The sequence below is a fragment of the Candidatus Accumulibacter similis genome (genome assembly GCA_013347225.1).
Classification (GTDB): Bacteria; Pseudomonadota; Gammaproteobacteria; order Burkholderiales; family Rhodocyclaceae; genus Accumulibacter; species Accumulibacter similis.
The window spans coordinates 328,445-345,230 of record CP054595.1 but is presented as its reverse complement, the minus strand read 5'-3'; the positions used below and the strand labels follow the sequence as shown (position 1 = coordinate 345,230).

Below are 16,786 nucleotides of genomic sequence, written 5' to 3'. Positions count from 1 at the left end.
CGCGCGGCACCAGCGTTATTGCGGGGCGGCGGCATGCAGGGCGGCGAGCAAACGGGCCAGCCAAGCCGGATGGCTCGCCAAGAACCCCGACTATCACCGTGGACCGGAAGCGGTGGCGCGGGTCCGTGCCTGGAGGCAGGATCACCCGGGATACAGCCGGGGCACGCGTGCGCCGGCTGCCGAGGCCGCGAGACAGGCCACCTTGCCGTTCGAGCCCGACGCCTCCGCACCGCTGCCAGCAGAGGCCGAACTGCTGGTGAAGACATCTTGTAACGCTGCCGAGGCCGACCCGGCGCCCCCGCCACAAGATTTCTTGAACGCCCAACCGGCTGTTCTGATTGGCTTAATTTCTCATATCTGGGGGAGCACGTTACAAGATGACATCGCCTCGGCACTGACCCGGCTGCTACAACTGGGACAGGACATCCGAGGAGGCACACATGAACAGTCCGACGAAGCGGCCATTGAATCCGCAACGCCAGCGCCAGGTGCCCGCGCACTTCAGCTGGCTCGATCATCGGCTGGTGCGGGAACACTACATCGAGAAGGCTGACGTCTGCGCCTGGGCGCTGTACCTGTTTCTCGTCACCGTCGCCGACGCCTGCGGTCTTTCCTACTACAGCGAGGCCAGCCTCTGCCGTCGGCTGCAGATCGATGCCGGTCGGCTGGCCCGCGCTCGCCGGGACTTGATCGCCCTCGACCTGATCGCCTACGACGCACCGTTGTACCAGGTCCTGAGCGTGCCCGAGTGTGTGCCGGTCAGCACGCGTCTGGCGCGGCTGCGCGCTGTTCTGGAGAGCCGGCCATGATCGACTATGCCACGTGGTGTGCCATTCGCCAGGGGGTGGCCAGTCATCTGACGGCCCCACAGCTCGCCGCCAGCCTGAACCTGGACGTCAAGACCGTCCGCCACTGGATCGACCGCCCGTATGCTCCGCGGGCGCGCGTCCCGCGGACCAGCAAGCTCGACCCCTACAAGGGGCGCATCGTCGGCTGGCTCGATGCGCACCGGCTCACCGCCCAGCAGGTGTTTCAACGCCTGCGGGATGCTGGCTACGAGGGCGGCATCAGCATCGTCAAGGACTACGTCCACAAGATCCGCCCGCCCCGACGCGAGGCCTTCCTGACCCTGGCCTTCGCGCCTGGGGAAGCCGCCCAGGTCGACTGGGGAGAATACGGCACGATCGCCGTCGGCAACACCCGCCGCCGCCTGTCCTTCTTCGTCATGGTGCTGGCCTGGAGCCGGAAGATGTACGTCGAGTTTGCGCTCTCGCAAACGATGGAACACTTTCTGGCGGCACACATCAAGGCCTTTGCTGCCCTGGGGGTGCCGCGCAAGGTCATGGTCGATAATCTGCGCACTGCGGTTCTGCGCCATGTGCGTGGCGAGCCGGTGCAGTTCAATCCCCGCTATCTCGACTTCGCCCGCCATTACGGCTTCGAAATCGTCGCCTGTGCGCCCCGAAAAGGCAATGAGAAGGGACGCGCGGAAAGGAGCGTCGCCTATGTCAAAAGCAATTTCCTGGCCGGCCTGGAACTGCCCGACTTCAGCGTGCTCAATCCGGCCGTCAGGCTGTGGCTGGAGACGGTGGCCAACGTCCGCCAGCATCGCGAAACGCAACGCCGGCCGGAAGACCTCTGGGTCGAGGAACGCGCTCTTCTGCAGCCGGTCAATCCCCGGCTCTTCGATGTCGGCCGCGTCCTGAGCGTTCGTGCCAACCGACAGTTCCGGGTCACGCTCGAGAGCAATCGCTATTCGGTTCCCGCCCGCCTGGCGGGACGACCGGTGACGATGAAGGTCTATCCGGATCGCGTCTGTGTCTATCACGACGGCGAACTGGTCGCCCGCCATGGCCGTTCGTTCGAGCGCCATCAGGACATCGAGGATCCCGATCATGCGAAGGCCTTGATCGCTCAACGTCGTCATGCCCGCGATGCGCTGGTACTGAAGCGCTTTCTCGGTCTGACGCCACTGGCCGGGAAGTATCACGCCGGCTTGCTCGACCGCCGCGGGAATGCGTTGGCGCATGTGCGCAAGATCGTGGCGCTGGCCGAGATCCACGGCGACGATGCGGTCGTGCGGGCGATGACCGATGCCCTGGCCTTCGAGGCGTTCAGCAGCGAATACATCGCCCATCTGATTGACGCACGTCGTCGCCAATTGCCCGAAGCGAGCCCGCTGCTGCTCATCCGCCGGCAGGATCTCCTGGAGCTTGAACTGCCACCGGCAGACTTGTCGGCTTATCCAGACATCCCCACAGGAAGCGATCCGCAAGACGAGGCAGGAGGTCATCATGGCCATGACTGAGGCCATTCTCGCGAAGCATCTGGGTCGTTTGCAGTTGCCGTACTTCGTTCAGCACGCGCCGGACTTGATGGCTCAGGCGGCTCGCGAGTCGTGGTCTCATGGCCGCTTTCTCGAAGACCTGGTGGCCGGCGAGGTCGCTCGCCGCGACGAGGCACTGATTGCCCGCCGCATCAAGGCCGCGCGCTTGCCCGGCATCAAGACGCTCGACGGTTTCGACTGGTCATGGCCGAAGAAGATCAATCGGGCGCAAATCCAGCATCTGTTCCGCCTCGACTTCGTGCCGTCCCATGGCAACGTGATCCTCCTCGGCGCGGTCGGCGTCGGCAAGACCCATCTGGCCATCGCTCTCGCGCATGCTGCCTGCCTGCAGGGCCTGACGACGCTGTTCACCACCGCCGTCGACATTGTCAATGCGCTGGCCGCCGCCCAGGCCACCGGCGGGGTCAAACGCGAGATGGCCAGACTGCTCAAACCCGCCATCCTCTGCGTCGACGAATTGGGCTATCTGCCAATTGACAAGTTTGGCGCCGATGCCCTCTTCCAGGTGATCAGTCAGCGCTATGAGCGCGGTTCGACCATCATCACGTCGAATAAAGCCTACAAACAGTGGCCGGAGATCTTCAACAACGACAGCACCCTCACGGCCGCCTTGCTCGACCGCCTGCTGCATCATGCCGAGACACTGGTCATCGAAGGAACGTCCTACCGGATGCGCGAGCAGCACGACGCCTGACTCAGAACCCGTCCTCGCCCAAACCCTGCACCGACCGCCTCTGCCCACGGGCCGGGCAGCCCTCTCTTTGCGCGCTCTGACCAACGTTCCAGACGACCGCTCCTGCCTCCCTCGCACCAGATTTATGTCGGCTTGTGGACACCGCTTTGACTCCGGCGCCGACAGCTCGCTCAGGGTCCAGCCGTGCAGCGCCAGCAGACGGGAGGCTACGTTTTTCAACATTCGCGTACTGTCGCTCAGCATGCGATTGCCCGCATGGTAGCGGAGAAGAATCGTCACGTCCGAGCATCACCATGGCGATGCTATGCTCCGCTCTGCTCCAGCGTGCTCCGGCGGTGGCCAGCCGTCATGGCCTTCCGCAACCGGATTGCCAGACCAGGCCCCCAAGTGCACAGGAGTACAACCATGCCGCTTCGGCTCGCTCCCCCGCGAGCGGGCGCGCGGAAGGGCATCGGCAAGGCTTGGAATCGGGTTTGTGCCTTGCCGGGGCGATTTTCACCGTGACCGTCGAGTTATGCATGCCCACCCTGGGAATCAATCATTACAATCTGCGCGCCCCACGCCTACTCATGGAGGAGTTGCGCAGCTTCTACTGCGACGTCGTTGGCCTGATCCATGGCGCGCGACCGCCTTTCGGCAGCTTTGGCTACTGGTTATACGCCGGGGGCCAGCCGATCCTGCATCTCTCGGAGGCACGGCCCGGCGAGCCGCCCGGGACGGGGGCGGTATCGACCTTTGACCACGCGGCCTTCAGCTGCTGCGGGCGCACTGACTTCGAACGCAAGCTGACCGGGTTGGGAATCGCCTTCACGACGGCGCGCGTGCCGGGCACGACGCAGGTCCAGCTCTTCATCAGAGACCCGGCAGGCAATGGTGTGGAACTCAACTTCGCCACTGAAGACGCCTGAGGGGGCTCGCCAAGGATTCCTTGCTCCGCGTCACGCTGTGGGCGCGGCGACCGGCTGCCTTCGAGTCCGCCATGCCGTTCGCCTGCAACGTCGCGCAGCGTGCGGCAAGCGCGGCGCTCAGCTCGGCATGGCTTCTTGCCTGGTCCCGCCCGCCCGACCGGACGGAGCAAGACAGCACAGGCATTGCCGGAGGGCTTGCAGGTCACTCTTCTTGTCGTAGAAGGCATGGGCTCCGGCTTCCAGGCACCGCCTGCGGTAGACGTCCTCTGCGTGGTTGGTGAAGACCAGCACTTTCGTCTCCGGATGGCTTGAGCCCACCGCGCGCAGAATCTCCAGACCGCTGCCATTGACGAGTTGGATGTCGAGCACGACGACATCCGGCGGGCTGCTGCGAATGCTTGCGATCGCCGGACCCGGACTGGCAAACTCACCGACCACATCGGCACCCTCGACATTCGCGAGCATCTCGCGCAGCATCCGTCGGACAACGGCTGAATCATCGACAATCAGGATTGACAGCATGGTCACGGGAAGAAATCGACAACGGTCTCGCGAGAGATGGGCGTCACCGGAGTGGTTTCCGTCCGCCAGCCCGCCAAAGCCACATTGCCACGGTCGGCAGGAGCCTGCGCCGGCGACGGCGGCGTCAGTGCGGCAGCCCGCGGGAGTCGGCAGATGCTCGCCGGAGCAGCAGCTTTGCGACCTGGTCATGCACCACCAGTGCGACGTTCGGCAGTAGGCTGAGGGAGATCAGCCCCGGAACGCTGGTGATTCCCCGGCGCAGCACGATGACCACCAGCGGATCGGGCACGCTCGCGGATCGGTTGGCCAGGGTGGCATGGACAAAGGCTCGCGACGCCGTGCTCCAGCCAATGACGATGACATCAGGTGTGTGCCTTGCCGCACAGTCGTAGGCATCTTCGATCGAACGAGCGGTCGCCACGACGACGAGTCGTTCATTCGCGCGCAGGGCACTGTCGACGTCGGCCAGAAACAGGTCGTCGGTGTCGACCAGGAGGAGACGGGTGCAGTCTTGCTGCAGGGGGGGCGATGCACAGGCGTTCATGGTGATCTCCGGCACTGGGCCGCGTGAGGAAGGGGCTCCTTCGTGCGCGGTACGATGTGCAGATAGGATCATCCTCCAGCGGCCGGAAATCGACCATCGGCGCCGGACGCATTCTTGCTGTAGGTGCTGGACGACATCGCCGCAGCAGGGGAATCCCTACATCACACGTCTGACGGTGCGTTGTCCGCCAGCGGCGTTGCCGGGCGAGGGTCAGACGGCGACACGCTCGCTGCTGCCAGGGCTCACCGACGGCCCGGTTGCCGGCTTCGGGTGTGCCCGGTTCAGGAGAGCATCCCCTTCTCGAGCGCGTGCCGCGTCAGTTCCGCGTTGCTCTGCAACCCGGTCTTCTCGACGATTCGGGCACGATAGGTGGTCACCGTCTTCGGGCTGAGATGCAGCGCCTCGGCGATGTGGTTCAGGCTCTCGCCGGCGGCAATCCGCCGCAGCACCTCGATCTCGCGGTCGGACAGTGCATCGGCCCCCGATTTCCTGCCCTGCCCCACCTCGAAAGCCAACCGATCAAGCAGCGCCGGGCTCACATGTTTGCCGCCGCCGGCGACCTTGGTGATCGCCGCCAGGAGCGTCGCCGGCGCGCTGTTCTTCGTCAGGTAGCCGGCAGCGCCGGCTTTCAGTGCGCGCACGGCATAGACCTCCTCGGCATACATGCTCAGCATGAGCACGGCGAGCCCGGGGCGCTCCGTCCTGATCTGCTTCAAGAGGTCGAGGCCGCCCTTGCCCGGCAGGCCGATATCGACCAGGGCGACATCGAATTCGTTCTGGCGGACCATCCTGATCGCCTGCTCGGCGCTCTCGGCCTCGCCCGCCACTTCCATGCTGCCGCTCTGCGCCAGCAGCAGCCGCAAGCCTCCACGGACCACGGCATGGTCATCCACCAGCAGGATCTGCAGCTTGCGTCCGCTCATAGCTCCTCAAACCGGCATGCGCAGAGCCAGGATGGTGCCCCCTGTGGCGCCGCGCGAAAGCTTGATCTCGCCACCGAAGCGGGCGGCACGTTCCTGCATTCCCAGCAGGCCCCAGGACTCCGTCTTCCTCAAGGCGCCTTCGTCGCTGCCCACACCGTCGTCCTCGACCGCAATCATAACGGTAGCCGCTTCGCAACGTACACGAATCTGTGCGTGTGTCGCGCGGGCGTGGCGAACGACGTTGTTCAACGCCTCCTGAACGATGCGAAACATCGCGGTTGCCCGCTCGGCGTCGACCTCGACTGTTGCAACCTCCGGGGAAAGGGCGACGTCGCATCGCAGACCGGTCCGTTCGCCAATCTGACCGGCGTACCACTCGATCGCCGTCCATACTCCGAGGTGGTCGAGCACGCTTGGTCGCAGATCGCTGATGATGCGACGCATCGTATCCACCGCCGAATCGAGCAACTGCGACGCGTGCGCAAGCTGAGCGTCGCCGGGCACTGCCGCCGCGTGCGCGCGCTCGATTGCCATCGCGATTGCCCACTTGACCCCCGTCAGGGTGCTGCCGAGGTCATCGTGCAGTTCGCGTGCGATCCGCACCCGTTCCTCCTCGCGTACCCGTTCCAAGTACCGGGAAAGCTGTCGCAGCTCTTCGTTGGACGCCAGCAGCGCATCCTGGCTGTGCTTCAGCGTCGTCATGTCGACCACGTTCACCAGGACGCCGTCGATGTCGCCATTGACGTTCCGATGTGGCGCGTACGAGGACAAGGTCCAGAAGAGACGCGGATCGTCGTGCCGCTCCGCCACCGCCTCCGCAGCAAGGAGTTCCGTCGTGCCGCGCAGGCGCGGCACGAACTCGTCGGCGACGACCACTTCTCCTGCCAGCGCGCGTTCCAGGTGAGCGTGTATGCCGAGTCGTCGTGCGTTGGGAAACAGGTCATCGAGGGGCCTGCCGATCGCCGCGGCGCGCGGTAGACCGATGGCGCGTTCGAGGAAGCGATTCCAGACGACCACCCGCAGCGCCCGATCATAAACCACGAACCCTTGATTGACATTGTCCAGAAGTTCCTGGGCGAAACCTTCGGCCTGCAGCCTGGCCGTGATGTCCTGGACCGTTGCGACGAAGAAGTCCACGCGGCCATCCTCGTGCCGCACCGTCCTGACGTCTGCAGTGACGTTGACGACCCTGCCATCCTTGCGCACGAACCGCTTGTCGGTCTGAAAGCCGTTGCTCGTGCCCTTCAGCATGCGCTCGAACTGGATCCGCTCGCCTGCGAGGTTGTCGCGGTGGGTAAGCTCGATCCAGGTCAGCTCGCGCAATTCCTCGCGCGGGTAACCGAGGATCTCGCAGAGACGATCGTTGAAACGCAGCCAGCGCCTGCTGTCGGCCGCGAGGGTGGTCATGCCGACGAAGGGAAGATCGAAGAACAAGCGCACCAGGCGGTCCTTCTCCATGCTCTGGGCTTCCAGTTCGAGCTGGTGCGTTCGCAGTTGCTGCCTCCACAGCAGGACGATCAGGAGGGAGACGACCAGGATGGCGCAGGTGGCGACCAGGCTGACCCAGAACACCAGGTTGCGCAGCGGTGAGAGGACTTCGTCGCGATCGATCTTCGCCACCAGATGCCACGGCGTACCGCTGACCGGGCGCGTTGCCGCCAGCACGCTGACCCCGCGGTAATCCCTGCCCTCCAGGACCTGTGGGGTGCCGGCGACGACGGCACGGGCGGCCGGCAGATCGAGGTCATGGAGAGGCTGACTGAAGCGCAGTGCGGTGGCGGTACGATGACGCAGCTCATTGAGGTACAGCACGGTGTCACCCTGCCGGCGCACCAGCAGTGTCTCGGCACTCGGGCTCGGCGTCGGCCAGCTCTGGATCAACGGGAAGACGACCCGTTCGACGGGCGTATCGAGGATGACTGCGCCCACCGTGCGCCGCTGGCCGTCGATTTCCCTGACCAGCGGTGCAACCCAGTCGAGGTGGACACGGCCCGAAAGGCTGCGATAGAGATCCGTCGTTGTCACTTGGCTTGTTTCGAATGCCTTCCGCAGGGCTCCTTGCACCGGCGCTTCGGCGTTCGCTCCGTCCGCTCCGACGGCGAGGACTGGTTGGGCGCTGTTGTCCACCAGCACGAAGCCGTCGTAGGAGTGCGCCCGTTGCAGCGTTGCCAGACGCTCCAGGATGCGCTGTCGTGCACCCTGGTCCCCGCTGGGTGCCGTCGCTCCTGAGGCATCCTCAATGAGACCGGGGCTGGCACTGAGGACAACGGCGTCGCCACGTCTCTCGTCCAGCCAGGCTTCGATCTGGCCCGCCTTGAGGATGGCGATCGCCTGCAGATCAGAGAAGGCCCGCTCCTTGAGGCGCGGGGCTTCCAGGCGGTAGATGCCCACGGCAAGCAGCGGCACGATCGACAGCAGGCCCACGATGACGGCGGCGACGGCACGCAAGCGTGACTGGTGAAGCAGACCGGCTGCGGGGGAGTGGAGGTTCGCTGGCACCGGTCGAGAATAACCAGCCCCTCACCGGCGGTCAATCCAGCACTCGGCTCTGCAGCTGTCGTCGGAGGCGGATGAGGGTCTGTGCGGACTGATCCGGATGGTTCGAGTCCGCTCACAGGCCGGCTGCAAAACACTGCCCCGAAGCTGCAGGCGGGGCGGCTTGCCGGGGTTTCTGGTGGTGATGGGTGGAATCGAACCACCGACCTAAGGGTTATGAATCCATGCTTCAAACCATTTATCCCCGTTGATCGGGATGAATGACAGGCGCACAAATGTCGAGAAAACAGTACGTTGCGTCAAGTATGCGTTGCGCAACGTTGAAGGGCGTTGCTATAATCTGCTTACTATTCGCTTACTGGAGTCGTCGGTGAGCAAGCTTGGAGGGTGGGCGATGAGCATGAACAGGGTAAGCTTCACGGCGGGCAGAGTCTCGCAGTTCGCGTGCGAGGCCGGCAAGGCAGCATCCTTCCTGTGGGACACGACAACGCAGGGGCTGGGCTTGAAGGCGTCAGCAGGCGGGGCGAAGAACTACGTTCTGCAGAGTCGCTTTGGTTCTGGCGCGACGCTGCGCTTGACGATCGGCAGCACCAAGACGTGGACGCTGTCCGCCGCTCGCGAGGAAGCGCGCCGGCTGCAAGCGATGGTCGACCAAGGTGTAGACCCGCGCCAAGAGAAGCGCGACCGTATCGCCGCCGCCGAGGCCAAGCGCGAAGAGGAGAAGCGCATCACGGCGTCCGCAATGGAAGCGTGGCAGCAGTACATCGAAGCGCGCAAACCGCGGTGGAGCGAAAGCCACCTTGCCGACCATGCGACCGTGAGCAAAGAAGGGGGGAAATCGCGAACACAAGGGCGCCGACCGGGGGAAAGCGACAAGACCTTACCGGGTATTCTGCGCCCGCTGCTTGCCCTTCCTTTGAAGCAGATAGACGCTGACTGCGTGCGCGCATGGCTGCAAGTCGAGTCCGCCAGCAGACCCACACACGCCCGGCTTGCCTTCGGGTTACTGCGCGCGTTTCTCAACTGGTGTAGCGACCGCCCCGAGTACCGCGACCAAGTACATGCTGGCGCTTGCAGCACACGGCTGGCCCGCGACGAATTGCCGAAGAAATCCACCAAGGACGACTGCCTGCAACGCGAGCAGTTGGCGGCGTGGTTCGCCGCCGTGCGCCAGATCGGCAACCCCGTCATCGCCGCCTATCTGCAGACCGCCCTGCTGACCGGTGCCCGGCGCGAAGAAGTGGCCGGCATCCGGTGGGAGGACGCCGACTTCACTTGGAGATCGCTGACCATCAAGGACAAGGTCGACGGTGCGCGCACGATCCCGCTGACGCCCTACGTCGCGTCGCTGTTGGCCGGCTTGCCGCGCCGCAATCAATGGGTGTTCAGCAGCCCGACAGCAGCGTCTGGAAGGCTTCAGGAGCCGCGCATCATGCACAACAAGGCGTTGGCTGCGGCCGGCCTGCCAGCACTGAGCATCCACGGTTTGCGCCGCTCGTTCGGCACGCTGGCGGAGTGGGTTGAGTGCCCGGCCGGCGTATCCGCGCAGATCATGGGCCACAAGCCGAGCGCGACCGCTGAGAAGCACTATCGTGTGCGCCCGCTCGATCTGCTGCGCATGTGGCACACCAAGATCGAGTGCTGGATTCTGGAGCAGGCAGCCGTGCCGCAACCGGCGGAACGTGAGCCGGGCACCTTGCGAGTGGTCAAATCCGGCTGAACGCGCCGGCATCGACCGGCGTGGCTTCGTGTTGATGGCCGTTAAGTTACGGCTTACAATGTTGCCGTGATCAAGACCTTTCGCCACAAGGGACTAGAAGCCTTCTTTCGCACAGGCAGCAAGGCGGGCATTCAACCTCACCATGCTGGAAAGCTTCGTGTGCAGCTCACGACGCTGGACTGGGCGCGAAGTCCTGACGACATGAATGCATCAGGATGGCGGCTGCATCCGCTCAGTCATCATCTGGCGGGGCATTGGTCCGTGTGGGTCAGCGGCAATTGGCGCCTGACCTTCACGTTCGATGATGGCGATGTGATCTTGGTCGACTACCAGGACTACCACTAGGAGAAACGCATGAGCAGGATGCATAACCCGGCGCACCCCGGCGAAGTGCTGCGGGAATGGCTGCCGGAAGACATGACGGTGACGCAAGCGGCGAAGGAGTTGCAGGTTTCCCGCGTGACGCTTTCCAAGGTGCTGAACGGCAAGGCGGGTGTCACCGCGGGTATGGCACTGCGTCTGTCTGCCTGGCTGGGCACCTCCGCCGATCTATGGATAGGGATGCAGAGCCAGTGGGATCTATGGCAAGCCGAGCAACTACCAAGGCCGAACATCAAGCCGTTGGAAAGACTCGCCGCCTGATCGAGTCTTGCCGCGCCTATCCCCAGGCTGATCACCGGCGGAGAGCACCGGGTACCTTCACCCGGCTGGCGCAGCACCCCGTTGAAGGAGCGCGAGAAGGAGCGCCAACATGCACGTCGTGGTCCTCATCAATGGCCGCGAGGCCATTCCGGTTCGGGCGATTCCGCTGGTGGCCCCGGTCCCTTATGGTGTCAGGTATCTGGTGGAAGGATTGATGTGCTGCGACCGCTCTAACGCGATGCACGGACTGACAGCCTACCAGTGGTCGCCGGGGAAAAAGCAACCGCTTGCGGTTCCGCCAACGCAGTGGATGCAAGTCGATAGCCGACTGCGCGCCTTGAAGGCATCACTTGAACGCCAAGAGCGCACTGAGCTTTTGTCGCGCGAGGAAGGTGAAGACAGGTATAAGAGAGAGTCCATCAGTATTCTGCCGGCTGGGGTGTTTGTCTGGAAGGACGACTTCGTCGAGGCTCGTACGCGAAAACTTCGGCGAGTCCCAGAGCACGAAATTGTTGCTCTTGAGGATTCCTCGCGTGACCACCTCAAATTCCTGCAGCAGCAATTGGAACTGCCGGCGAACGATCCAGCTGCCGATCAGTGGGAGTACTCCCTCGGGGAGAACTGGCGAGAGCAGCTTGCCGCTTACATTGCTGAAGAGCGTGCCATTGATCCTTTTCAGTCAGAGTCGATTATCTTGTACGAGCGAAACCGTTGTGGTCAAGCTCCGCTGACTGATGTCAGTTTCTCGCCATTGGTGGAAGCTGATCTGTGCAAGCGTGTGATGGAAGGGTTCGAATCTCTTTTACCTGCTGAGGCACCCGATCGGACGCCCACAGTGCATCGGCGGGAGAGCCAGCGCCCCGTGTCGAGTACGTCTGCAGCCGATCTGCCTCAATCAGTAATCGACGCGATGGCCGTGGGCTACAAAGACCTAGAGAAACTCTGCAACGTCGACGATGACTTCGGCGGGTACGTTGTCAAGAAGACTGGCCTCTACGTGAAAAACCATAAGAAAGAAAACAAACACGCATGGCGCCTGCTAGCGCCAAGCGAACGATCCGTTCTCGCGTGGCATCCGACCGGGAAATACGACAAGCCTGCTCTCTCTCTCCCTTGCTCCTTTGGCGAGTTGTGCGCATTTCTCGAAGAAGCCGGCTTAAACGGCGCAATTGACCAGTTCGCGGTACCAGAATGGCTGAAGGAGGCAGCGCAGAGCGCTTTGGCGAAAACACAGACCACAGGAGAAAGCACAGAAGGCGTCTCGTTCGAGGACCGCGATATCCGGGCCAGGACACCGGAAGATCGGAACGTCAACGATGCAACGAAGGACAGGTTTACAGAACGCGCGTTCAAATTCGGCTTCGACATGGTTGCGAGAGCAAGGAATGGCGAACACAACTGCATGGCGAAGTGCGCCTTGGCAAATCTGAACGACGAGAAGTGCATCCAGCTTGCACATTCGCATGAACTGCGCATCGCAGACTGGACCGCGCTGACCGGGGTCGGCTGTGGTGAGCTTCCGTCGTACCTCATCACTGCCAAGGGAGTCGCCTTCAGAAATTGGACTGAGCGCGAGATCAGGGAAGCGTCTGTTGACCAACAAATCGATATGCATCGCGATAACGAGGCCGAGCCTTTGCGATTCCCCTGCACGCCCGTGAGGTTCATGCAGTTCATCGACGCAGCGCCGCCAGGAAGCCACAGCTTCACCGTCCCTGAGGCTTTCAGACGGGCCCTACTAGCTTCAGAGCGCTCGACAGATGTTGCGGTCGAGGCCATCCGGCAGGTGAGTCAAGATCAGGGTTGCAAATCGTCGGAAGCGAATCCTGAAAACGAAGTGTCGGCCAAGAAGCCAGCCGAATGTGGCGGCAAGGCCGCCCTTGTATCAAGCGAGGCGTCGCAAGAATACAGCAGCACGGCCGGTGACGTGTCAGGAAGGCCGCCACGGCGAGGGTTCCAAGAGAGAGAGGTTCTTCGAAAGAGAGACGCCCTCATCGCGGAGCTAGAGCCAATATGGCCAACCATTAGGCAAGATCTGAGCGACGCATCCCGACCGTCTTCGGGTTTATCCGCTGCCGCCAGGTCCGAAAAGTATGGATTTTGGAGAGTCTTTCCGGCCTTGGAGTGGGCGTCGCAGAGAGGGAAAATAGTCAAGAAGGATGCCGAGGCCTTTATCAGACAGAACGATGAGAGCGAACTGGCATTCATACTCAAGACCATTCTCCAAGCCTCTTGACTTACCGCATTCTTACCGCAGTCCTGCCGCAATTATTCGGAAACCTTCGGAAGCAATATAAATCCACGCGCCAGCATCCATTGGTCTCGCAATCCCGCGGGAAGATCGGTGCGGGTTTTCCACTCAGGAGAACCAGCGAATGGAAAATAAGAGTACCCGTGAAGAGCGGATCCCATACGATCAGAGCTGTGACCAGTTCGCCGCCCTCAACCAAGTCAAGGGGCAGTCGGTCCGGTCGAGGATCTGCCGCACCGGAAGCTATTTCGGAGTAGTTCCGAGGAAGCTTGCCAACGGCCGCCTGGCCTTTCCCGCAGTGCAGGTCGAGCGATGAACGCGCGCTTGCTCTCTACCGCATCCCATGGCTCGACGGCGGACGATCGTCCCATCGAACGGTTCCGCGAAGCAATTGCCTCGACCGGCCTAGCTCCGCCGGAGCACATCGAGTCCGACGGCAGACTACACCGTTTCCATGTCGCGGGTGACAAGTCGGGCAGCCGCAACGGCTGGTACGTTCTGCATCTCGACAGGCGCCCCGCCGGCGCGTTCGGCAGTTGGAAGCTCCGGGGCGGTCACACCTGGAGCAGCGACCAGACGACGGTCTCCGCGGTGCAGCGACGGCGCTTCACCCGGCTCGTCGAGGCGGCCCGGGCTCAGGAACGGGCGAAACGACAGGACGAGCAGCAAGCGCTGGCGGTCAAGGCACAGAGGCAATGGGAACTCGGCTCGGACCCCGATCGGCTGCACCCCTATCTGGTCGCCAAGGCTGTCACGCCCCATGCGTTGCGCCAGCACGGTGTCGCCCTGCTCGTGCCGCTCGTCGATGAACACTTCCGCCTCTGGAACGTCCAGAGGATCTTCCCGAACGGCAGCAAGCTGTTCAATCGCGGCCGTGCAGGGGGCCTGTTCTGCCCGATCGGCCGTCTCGAACAGCCCAGCCAGCTGCTCATCTGCGAGGGCTGGGCTACCGGAAGTACGCTGCACGATTCCACCGGGCACGCCGTCCTTTGCGCGATGAGCGCCCACAACTTGGTTGTCGTCGCGCGCGCCGCACGAGCGACATGGCCAGACGCCGAACTGACGATCTGCGCCGACAACGATCGGGGTACGCCGGGGAATCCGGGAATCGCCGCGGCGACCGCCGCCGCAAAGGCCGTCGGCGCCCGGCTGGCGATTCCCGAGTTTCCGGACGGCACGAGGGGGTCGGATTTCAACGATCTCGCGCGCATTCTCTCCGAGCGGAGGACGGCATGAGCTACGACGAACCCCCTGCAGACCCGTCGCTACCCATCCCGAGCATTGGAGAGATCGTTGCCGACGCGCCAGAGGTGAGTTCCTTTGCAGATGACGACGCCGCCTTGGCGGACCGCATCATTGCCGTGTCGGCCGCCAATCCAGCCGCCTACCTTGAGGAGGATGCCATCGCTGCCTTCACCCGGATTCGCGAGGCGGACCCAGCAGAGTACGAGACGCTGCGGATGCGACTGAAGCAGGCCAACAGAGCGATCCGGGTAACCGCTCTGGACAAGCTGACGTGTTCAGCCGGCGAAGCGAACGGTGTCCGTGACAGCCTGGCGTCACAGCTGACCGATCTGGCGGCGGAGCGCTGCGAACTGTGGCACGACGCGGACGGCAACGGCTACGCCAGCTTCGACGTTGCGCACGACGGCGGGGGAACGCATCGTGAGCACTGGCCCATCGAATCGCGCGGGTGTCGCGAATGGCTCGGCCGGTTGTGTCACACGGAGCTCGATGGCGTGCCGGCCTCCGAGGTCATCAAGGCGACGTGCAACGCTCTCATCGGAAAGGCGAAGTTTGACGGCGAAGAGCACGAGCCCGCCAAGCGCGTCGGCCGCACCGAGGCGGGTTACTGGCTAGACCTCTGCGACGAGGGATGGCGCGCGATGCTGATCACGGCGGCCGGGTGGACGATCCGCGAGGCACCTGAGCCGCGGTTCGTCCGCAGCAGGGCGATGCGCCCGCTTCCGCACCCGGTGTGCGGAGGCAGCCTCGACGCCCTTTGGACGCTGCTCAACATTCCCGAGGAGGAACGTGGTCTGCTGCTGGCCTGGGTGATCGAGTGCTACCGGTGCGACACGCCGTACCCGGTCCTCGAACTGGTCGGCGAACAGGGCAGCGCGAAGAGCACGGCGCAAGAGACGCTGCGGACGTTCATCGATCCAAACAAGGTAATGTTGCGTGGCCGGCCGAAGAGCGTCGAGGATGTCTATGTGGCCGCCGGAGCAAATCACGTGGTTTCGATGGAAAACCTCTCTGGTATCTCGCCGGAGATTTCCGACGCCCTGTGCACGATCGCCACGGGTGGCGGTGCAGCCAGCCGGCAGCTGTACACCAATGGCGAGGAGCACATCATCGAGGCGCACAACCCGGTGATGCTCAACGGCATTGGCGCGGTGATCACGCGCTCGGACCTACTCGACAGGGCCATCGCGATCTGCCTGCCGAAAATCGAACAGCGGATGACCGAGGCAGAGCACGGCGAACTGCTGAACAAGACCGCCGGCGAGATCATGGGTGCGCTACTGGACCTCTTCGTCAGGACGCTGGCCAAGCTGCCCACGGTGCGCATCGACCCGGCCAAGCGTCCGCGCATGGCCGATTTCGCGATGCTCGGCGAGGCCATGCACCAGTCGTACGGTGGCACGCCGGGGGCTTGGCTGGAGCGGTACGTTGCGCACCGGCAGGAGGCTGTCCGGCGCACGATCGACGCCTCGCCCGTCGCGGCCGCGTGTCTCGAATTCGTGGCCGGCGGCAATCGCTACGCCGGAACAGTCAAGGGCTTGCTGGAACGGCTGAACAGCCTGGCTTCCCGCCACAGCATCGAGCGCGGCGACTACTGGCCGAAGTCCCCCAAGGGTCTTGCCGACGCGCTGCGCCGCGCGGCCCCGGCCCTGCGACAACTCGGCGTTCATGTCGAAATCGACAGCAAACCGAAGCGTGACGGGGTCCATTGCGAACTTCGACAAGGGGAAGGATACATCGCCGCAGATGGGGCAAACAATGGGACAGCACGTTCACGAAGTTCACCATATTCACGGACCGAGCCTGACGAGGAGGTGGAACTGTGAATCCCGCCGACCTGCGAGCTCTGGGTGTCGAGGTCAGCTTGAGTGAGGAGGGGAAGGTGCGCCTGCGCGCGGCACCCGGCGTACTGACTCCGCAACTCAAACAGGCGATCGTCGAGGCCAAGCCCCGGCTGCTCGACGAGCTGCGAAGGCATCGGCAAGAAGCGGTGAACGTGGTGAACATGGTGAACTTCGATGCCCATTGTTTGACCACAGGGATCGGACCATCACCCGCGAGCAGGAACGATCACCGCGCGCCGGCTGCGGAGACGGTCACCGACCCCAAGCAGTCCGGCGCGCTTCTCGACGGCGGCCTGAGCAGCGAAGGGGAAACGGCCGTGCTCGCCTGGCTGGCGCAGATCGGCGAGTCCGACGAAGCCATCGTCGGCGATGTGCTCGCGCAGTGTCGGCACGATGCGGACGCACGGCAATACTTCCTTGGCCGAGCGGGCGAGATTGCGTTACCTCCGGGATGGACGAGCGGCGGTGCTGTGGTCTACGTGGCAACTTGCGCTCTGGCGTCCGCATCGTCACCAAGCCTGGCGGAGTCGGCTCGGCCATCCGCGGATACCGGCCAGCGCTGGGAACCCTGCGGCACTGACCGTGCCGACCGCGCACACAGAAATCAGTAGCTACCGGAACAAGCTTAACGGCCGTTGCAGCGGGCATTT

At 63.7% G+C, this 16,786-nt stretch carries 16 protein-coding genes; 12 read left to right on the top strand and 4 right to left on the bottom strand.

Going from position 1 to position 16,786, the window contains the following annotated elements; genetic code table 11:
- The first annotated feature begins 440 nt into the window (after positions 1 to 440).
- The 4 genes from HT579_01525 (at position 441) to HT579_01510 (ending at position 3,949) form a co-directional block, all read left to right on the top strand.
- The gene (locus tag HT579_01525) at positions 441 to 809 is read left to right on the top strand and encodes a hypothetical protein (GenBank protein QKS27757.1); all 369 of its coding nucleotides are present in this window, start codon (positions 441 to 443) and stop codon (positions 807 to 809) included.
- Entirely contained in the window at positions 806 to 2,308 is a 1,503-nt protein-coding gene (locus tag HT579_01520) for an IS21 family transposase (GenBank protein ID QKS27756.1), read from the top strand. Before HT579_01525 ends, HT579_01520 begins: the two co-directional genes overlap by 4 nt.
- Positions 2,295 to 3,041, top strand: a complete 747-nt coding sequence (locus tag HT579_01515) for an ATP-binding protein (protein QKS27755.1) — start codon at positions 2,295 to 2,297, stop codon at positions 3,039 to 3,041. The genes HT579_01520 and HT579_01515 overlap by 14 nt, the downstream gene beginning before the upstream one ends.
- A 518-nt stretch (positions 3,042 to 3,559) precedes the next feature.
- Positions 3,560 to 3,949, top strand: coding sequence for a diguanylate cyclase (locus HT579_01510; GenBank protein ID QKS27754.1), 390 nt, complete (start codon positions 3,560 to 3,562; stop codon positions 3,947 to 3,949).
- Positions 3,950 to 4,066: 117 nt separating this feature from the next.
- Here HT579_01510 and HT579_01505 read toward each other — a convergent pair whose 3' ends face one another.
- The 4 genes from HT579_01505 to HT579_01490 all read right to left on the bottom strand — a co-directional run bounded on the left by HT579_01505 (position 4,067) and on the right by HT579_01490 (position 8,386).
- Positions 4,067 to 4,477 carry a response regulator transcription factor gene (locus HT579_01505; protein ID QKS27753.1) on the bottom strand — a complete coding sequence of 137 codons (411 nt, stop codon included), beginning with the start codon at positions 4,475 to 4,477 and terminating at the stop codon, positions 4,067 to 4,069.
- A 118-nt stretch (positions 4,478 to 4,595) separates the two neighbouring features.
- Entirely contained in the window at positions 4,596 to 5,015 is a 420-nt protein-coding gene (locus HT579_01500; protein ID QKS27752.1) for a response regulator transcription factor, read from the bottom strand.
- Between the two features lie 281 nt (positions 5,016 to 5,296).
- The gene (locus HT579_01495) at positions 5,297 to 5,938 is read right to left on the bottom strand and encodes a response regulator transcription factor (protein ID QKS27751.1); all 642 of its coding nucleotides are present in this window, start codon (positions 5,936 to 5,938) and stop codon (positions 5,297 to 5,299) included.
- A 6-nt stretch (positions 5,939 to 5,944) separates the two neighbouring features.
- Positions 5,945 to 8,386, bottom strand: a complete 2,442-nt coding sequence (locus HT579_01490; protein ID QKS27750.1) for a PAS domain S-box protein — start codon at positions 8,384 to 8,386, stop codon at positions 5,945 to 5,947.
- Positions 8,387 to 8,834: 448 nt separating this feature from the next.
- On the opposite strand from HT579_01490, the gene HT579_01485 reads away from it, so the two are divergent.
- From HT579_01485 to HT579_01450, 8 genes are all read left to right on the top strand, one after another.
- Positions 8,835 to 10,154 carry an integrase family protein gene (locus HT579_01485; protein QKS31434.1) on the top strand — a complete coding sequence of 440 codons (1,320 nt, stop codon included), beginning with the start codon at positions 8,835 to 8,837 and terminating at the stop codon, positions 10,152 to 10,154.
- A 66-nt stretch (positions 10,155 to 10,220) separates the two neighbouring features.
- On the top strand, positions 10,221 to 10,499 hold the full coding sequence (locus HT579_01480; protein ID QKS27749.1) for a type II toxin-antitoxin system RelE/ParE family toxin: 279 nt from the start codon (positions 10,221 to 10,223) through the stop codon (positions 10,497 to 10,499).
- 9 nt (positions 10,500 to 10,508) lie between these two features.
- Positions 10,509 to 10,796: a HigA family addiction module antidote protein gene (locus HT579_01475; GenBank protein QKS27748.1), complete on the top strand. Its 288-nt coding sequence runs from the start codon at positions 10,509 to 10,511 to the stop codon at positions 10,794 to 10,796.
- A 109-nt stretch (positions 10,797 to 10,905) separates the two neighbouring features.
- On the top strand, positions 10,906 to 13,032 hold the full coding sequence (locus HT579_01470; protein ID QKS27747.1) for a hypothetical protein: 2,127 nt from the start codon (positions 10,906 to 10,908) through the stop codon (positions 13,030 to 13,032).
- Positions 13,033 to 13,171: 139 nt separating this feature from the next.
- A complete protein-coding gene (locus tag HT579_01465) occupies positions 13,172 to 13,363 on the top strand; it encodes a hypothetical protein (protein ID QKS27746.1) in 192 nt (63 codons plus the stop codon).
- Positions 13,360 to 14,283 (top strand): toprim domain-containing protein, encoded by a 924-nt coding sequence (locus tag HT579_01460; protein QKS27745.1) that lies wholly within the window; start codon positions 13,360 to 13,362, stop codon positions 14,281 to 14,283. Before HT579_01465 ends, HT579_01460 begins: the two co-directional genes overlap by 4 nt.
- On the top strand, positions 14,280 to 16,118 hold the full coding sequence (locus tag HT579_01455; GenBank protein QKS27744.1) for a hypothetical protein: 1,839 nt from the start codon (positions 14,280 to 14,282) through the stop codon (positions 16,116 to 16,118). Before HT579_01460 ends, HT579_01455 begins: the two co-directional genes overlap by 4 nt.
- Complete coding sequence (locus tag HT579_01450) at positions 16,115 to 16,747, top strand: hypothetical protein (GenBank protein ID QKS27743.1); 633 nt, start codon at positions 16,115 to 16,117, stop codon at positions 16,745 to 16,747. Before HT579_01455 ends, HT579_01450 begins: the two co-directional genes overlap by 4 nt.
- The last annotated feature ends 39 nt before the right edge of the window (positions 16,748 to 16,786 follow it).

Coding starts and splice junctions, on each gene's coding strand:
- HT579_01525 (QKS27757.1), top strand. CDS start 441: ATGAACAGTCCGACGAAGCGGCCATTGAATCCGCAACGCCAGCGCCAG.
- HT579_01520 (QKS27756.1), top strand. CDS start 806: ATGATCGACTATGCCACGTGGTGTGCCATTCGCCAGGGGGTGGCCAGT.
- HT579_01515 (QKS27755.1), top strand. CDS start 2,295: ATGGCCATGACTGAGGCCATTCTCGCGAAGCATCTGGGTCGTTTGCAG.
- HT579_01510 (QKS27754.1), top strand. CDS start 3,560: ATGCCCACCCTGGGAATCAATCATTACAATCTGCGCGCCCCACGCCTA.
- HT579_01500 (QKS27752.1), bottom strand. CDS start 5,015: ATGAACGCCTGTGCATCGCCCCCCCTGCAGCAAGACTGCACCCGTCTC.
- HT579_01495 (QKS27751.1), bottom strand. CDS start 5,938: ATGAGCGGACGCAAGCTGCAGATCCTGCTGGTGGATGACCATGCCGTG.
- HT579_01485 (QKS31434.1), top strand. CDS start 8,835: ATGAACAGGGTAAGCTTCACGGCGGGCAGAGTCTCGCAGTTCGCGTGC.
- HT579_01475 (QKS27748.1), top strand. CDS start 10,509: ATGAGCAGGATGCATAACCCGGCGCACCCCGGCGAAGTGCTGCGGGAA.
- HT579_01470 (QKS27747.1), top strand. CDS start 10,906: ATGCACGTCGTGGTCCTCATCAATGGCCGCGAGGCCATTCCGGTTCGG.
- HT579_01465 (QKS27746.1), top strand. CDS start 13,172: ATGGAAAATAAGAGTACCCGTGAAGAGCGGATCCCATACGATCAGAGC.
- HT579_01460 (QKS27745.1), top strand. CDS start 13,360: ATGAACGCGCGCTTGCTCTCTACCGCATCCCATGGCTCGACGGCGGAC.
- HT579_01455 (QKS27744.1), top strand. CDS start 14,280: ATGAGCTACGACGAACCCCCTGCAGACCCGTCGCTACCCATCCCGAGC.